4 protein-coding genes are annotated in these 3,731 nt (G+C 75.3%); 2 read left to right on the top strand and 2 right to left on the bottom strand.

Annotation, left to right across the window (positions count from 1 at the left end; translation table 11 throughout):
- Positions 1-13: 13 nt before the first annotated feature.
- Together ACFU74_RS36545 and ACFU74_RS36540 are read right to left on the bottom strand one after the other, a co-directional pair.
- Positions 14-652, bottom strand: a complete 639-nt coding sequence (locus ACFU74_RS36545) for an MBL fold metallo-hydrolase (RefSeq protein WP_380764444.1) — start codon at positions 650-652, stop codon at positions 14-16.
- Complete coding sequence (locus ACFU74_RS36540; RefSeq protein WP_380764443.1) at positions 649-1,734, bottom strand: S-(hydroxymethyl)mycothiol dehydrogenase; 1,086 nt, start codon at positions 1,732-1,734, stop codon at positions 649-651. Before ACFU74_RS36540 ends, ACFU74_RS36545 begins: the two co-directional genes overlap by 4 nt.
- Positions 1,735-2,149: 415 nt before the next feature.
- On the opposite strand from ACFU74_RS36540, the gene ACFU74_RS36535 reads away from it, so the two are divergent.
- Together ACFU74_RS36535 and ACFU74_RS36530 are read left to right on the top strand one after the other, a co-directional pair.
- Positions 2,150-3,403, top strand: a complete 1,254-nt coding sequence (locus tag ACFU74_RS36535) for a cytochrome P450 (protein ID WP_380764442.1) — start codon at positions 2,150-2,152, stop codon at positions 3,401-3,403.
- A complete protein-coding gene (locus tag ACFU74_RS36530; protein WP_380764441.1) occupies positions 3,400-3,729 on the top strand; it encodes a ferredoxin in 330 nt (109 codons plus the stop codon). The genes ACFU74_RS36535 and ACFU74_RS36530 overlap by 4 nt, the downstream gene beginning before the upstream one ends.
- Positions 3,730-3,731: the final 2 nt, after the last annotated feature.

Raw genomic sequence — 3,731 nt, 5'->3', positions numbered from 1 at the left:
CCGCCCGACGGCCTCAGTGGCCGCGGGCGATCCAGTCGGGGAGGGCCGGGGCCTCGGCGCCGATGGTGGTCGGGTCGCCGTGGCCGGTGCGGACCACCGTGTCGGCGGGCAGCGGGAGCAGCCGCTCGCGGATGGAGTCGATGATGGTCGGGAAGTGCGAGAACGAGCGCCCGGTGGCGCCCGGGCCGCCCTGGAAGAGGGTGTCGCCGGTGAACACCGTGCCCAGGTCCGGGGCGTGGAGGCAGACCGCGCCCGGGGCGTGGCCGGGCGTGTGCAGCACGGTCAGCGCGATACCGGCGACCTCGATCCGCTGGCCGTCGGCGAGTTCGCCGTCGGGGAGGCGGTCCGGGTGGGTCAGCTTCCACAGCGGCAGGTCGTCCGGGTGGAGCAGGACCGGTGCGCCGGTGCGCGCGGACAGCTCCGGGGCGGCGTCGATGTGGTCGTTGTGCGCGTGGGTGGAGACGATGGCGACCAGCCGGCGGCCGGCGAGCGCCTCCTCGATCGCGGCGGCGTCGTGGGCCGCGTCGATCACCACGGCCTCGGTGTCGTCGCCGACGATCCAGACGTTGTTCTCCACCTCCCAGCTGCCGCCGTCGAGTTCGAAGGTGCCGGCGGTGACGAGCCGGTCGACGCGGGCGGACGAGGTGCTCACAGGACCACCACCGAACGGAGCACGTCGCCGTGGTGCATGCGCTCGAACGCCTGCTCCACCGCGTCGAGGCCGATGGTCTCGCTGACGAAGGCGCCGAGGTCCAGGCGGCCCTGGAGGTAGAGGTCGACCAGCATCGGGAAGTCCCGCGAGGGCAGGCAGTCGCCGTACCAGGAGGACTTCAGCGCACCGCCGCGCCCGAACACGTCGAGCAGCGGGAGCTCCAGCTTCATCTCCGGCGTCGGCACACCGACCAGGACGACCGTGCCGGCCAGGTCGCGGGCGTAGAAGGCCTGCTGGTACGTCTCCGGGCGGCCGACCGCCTCGACCACGACGTCCGCGCCGTGGCCGCCGGTCAGCTCGCGGATTGCCTCGACGGGGTCGGTGTTCCTGGAGTTGACGGTGTGGGTGGCACCGAGCTTCTCGGCGGTGGCGAGCTTGCGGTCGTCGATGTCCACCGCGATGATCTTCGACGCGCCGGCCAGCCGCGAGCCCAGCACGGCCGCGCCGCCGACGCCGCCGCAGCCGATCACCGCGACCGTGTCGCCGCGGCCGACGTTGCCGGTGTTGATGGCGGCGCCGATGCCCGCCATCACGCCGCAGCCGAGCAGCCCGGCGACGGCCGGGTCGGCGGCCGGGTCCACCTTGGTGCACTGGCCGGCGGCGACCAGGGTCTTCTCGGCGAACGCGCCGATGCCCAGCGCCGGGGACAGCTCGGTGCCGTCCAGCAGCGTCATCCTCTGCTCGGCGTTGTGGGTGTTGAAGCAGTACTGGGCCCGCCCGCGCTTGCAGGCGCGGCACTGGCCGCAGACGGCGCGCCAGTTGAGGACGACGAAGTCGCCGGGCGCGACCTCGGTGACGCCCTCGCCGACGCTCTCCACGATGCCCGCGGCCTCGTGGCCGAGCAGGAACGGGAACTCGTCGTTGATCCCGCCCTCGCGGTAGTGCAGATCGGTGTGGCACACGCCGCAGGCCTGGATCCGCACCACCGCCTCGCCCGGCCCGGGGTCGGGCACGACGATCGTCGTCACCTCCACGGGCGCGCCCTTGGCGCGTGCGATCACTGCCTTGACCTGCTGGGCCATCCGTTTCCACCTCCGTCGGCCGGTGCCGCTCTGCACCGGCGTGACCTGCGTCGACGCGGTCCGCCGACACGAGTCGGGTGACTCGCCCACGAAGCGTAGCGCCCGCTCCGGGGGCGGGCCGGGGAACCTCCCGGGTGATCCGGCTCACCGGGGCGACCACTCCCTCGGGGGCGCACCGCGGGGCGCACACGCCCCGCCGAGCGCCCCCGGTCGCCGCTGTGCCCTCACCATGCCCGTGGAACCCGGGCGTTGGCTGGAATCGTCGCTGACTGCGGCCCGTCGCCCACGTACGGTCGAAGCGAACCCGGCCCACCCGGCACACCCGTCGACCGCCCCGCCCGTCCCCCGCGCACCACCCGGATCCACCCCCCGCAGGCCGCCGCGCGCGGCCACCGCCCTGGAGTCTGGAGTACGGATGTCCGCCGAGAACAGTGCCACCGGTGCCGGAACCGGTACCGCCCCGAACCCCGGCGCGGACGCCGGCACGGCTCCGGCCGTGCTGCCGCCGCTGCACTGCCTGCGCCTGCTCGAACCCGGCCCGCCCCGGCCGGCCGCCCTGCCCACCGGCACCCCGGTCTGGCTGGTCAGCCGGCACGCCGACGTCCGGCAGGTGCTCACCGACCCGCGCCTGGGCCGCGCCCCGCTCCACGCGCCGGACGCCCCGCCGGTCACCCTCTCCCCCAACCTGCTCGACGACCCGACCGCGCTGCTCAACATCGACGGCGTCGAGCACCAGCGGCTGCGCCGCACCGTGCAGCGCGCGTTCACCCCGCGCGCGATCGCCCGCTGGCGCCCCTGGGTGGCCTCGGTCGTCGAGGGCCTGCTCGACGAGCTGATCGACCGGGGCTCGCCCGCCGACATCGTCGCCGCCTACACCCGCCCGCTGCCGGTCGCCGTGATCAGCCGGCTGATGGGCCTGGACCTGCTGGACACCAAGCGCCTGGAGCACTGGAGCGACCACGCCCTGGCCACCACCGCGTACACCCCGCAGGCCATCCGCACCGCGATGGGCGAGTTCGCCCACTTCGGCGCCGAGGTCATCGCCGAGCGCCGCGCGGAGCCCGGCGACGACCTGGTCAGCAGCCTGCTCGCGGCCGCGGACGACACCCCCGGGATCACCGAGGAGCAGATCGTCACGCTCGTCATCGGCCTGGTCGTGGCCGGGCACGAGACCACCATGACCTCGCTCGGCAACGCCCTGGTCTACCTGCTCGGCGAGGGCCGCGACGCCTGGCAGCAGCTCGCCTCCGACGAGCAGAGCGCGGCGGCCGCCACCGAACAGCTGCTGCGCGTCGTCCCGCTGGGCGACTCCGACGTGCTGCCCGGCCTGCTGCGGCGCGCGGTCGAGGACGTCGAGATCGGCGGCGTCCGGATCCCCGCCGGAAGCGTGGTCGCCGCCGACGTCGCCTCCGCCAACAGCGACCCTGAGGTGTTCACCGGGGACCTGCTGACCGAGCTGTTCTCCCCGCTCGCCGCGCCGAGCTACACCTTCGGCGCCGGCCCGCACCACTGCCTGGGCGCGTGGCTGGCCCGGATGGAGATGGAACTCGCCCTGCACCGGCTGGCCCGGCGGCTGCCCGCGCTGCGGCTCACCGCGCCGCAGGAGGCCATCGAGTGGCGGCGCGGCCTGCTGACCCGCAGCCCGCAGCGGCTCCAGGTCGCCTGGTGACGGGCCACGGCACGACCGGGACGGCGGGAGCGGCGGGAGCGGCGGGAGCGGCGGGAGCGGCGGGAGCGGCGCCCGGGACGACGCCCGAGGTGATCGTCCAGGTCGACCGCGACCGGTGCATCGGCTCGGGCATGTGCGCCCTCACCGCGCCCGCCTCGCTGGCGCTCGGCGCCGACGGCCTCGCCCGGCCGCTGCGCGAGCAGCCGACCGGCGCGGCCGGGGAACCGCTCACCCCGGAGCTCGCCGAGGCGGCCGACTACTGCCCGGTCGAGGCGCTCACCCTGTACGGCGCCCGCGACGGACGCCGGATCAGCCCGGCCGGCTGACC

The sequence above is a fragment of the Kitasatospora sp. NPDC057500 genome, assembly GCF_042802195.1.
GTDB lineage: Bacteria > Actinomycetota > Actinomycetes > Streptomycetales > Streptomycetaceae > Kitasatospora.
This window is presented reverse-complemented; position numbering and strand designations above follow the sequence as displayed.

What these genes read in the sequence shown, in the direction of transcription:
- ACFU74_RS36540 (WP_380764443.1), bottom strand. Translation starts at nt 1,734, where the DNA reads ATGGCCCAGCAGGTCAAGGCAGTGATCGCACGCGCCAAGGGCGCGCCC.
- ACFU74_RS36535 (WP_380764442.1), top strand. Translation starts at nt 2,150, where the DNA reads ATGTCCGCCGAGAACAGTGCCACCGGTGCCGGAACCGGTACCGCCCCG.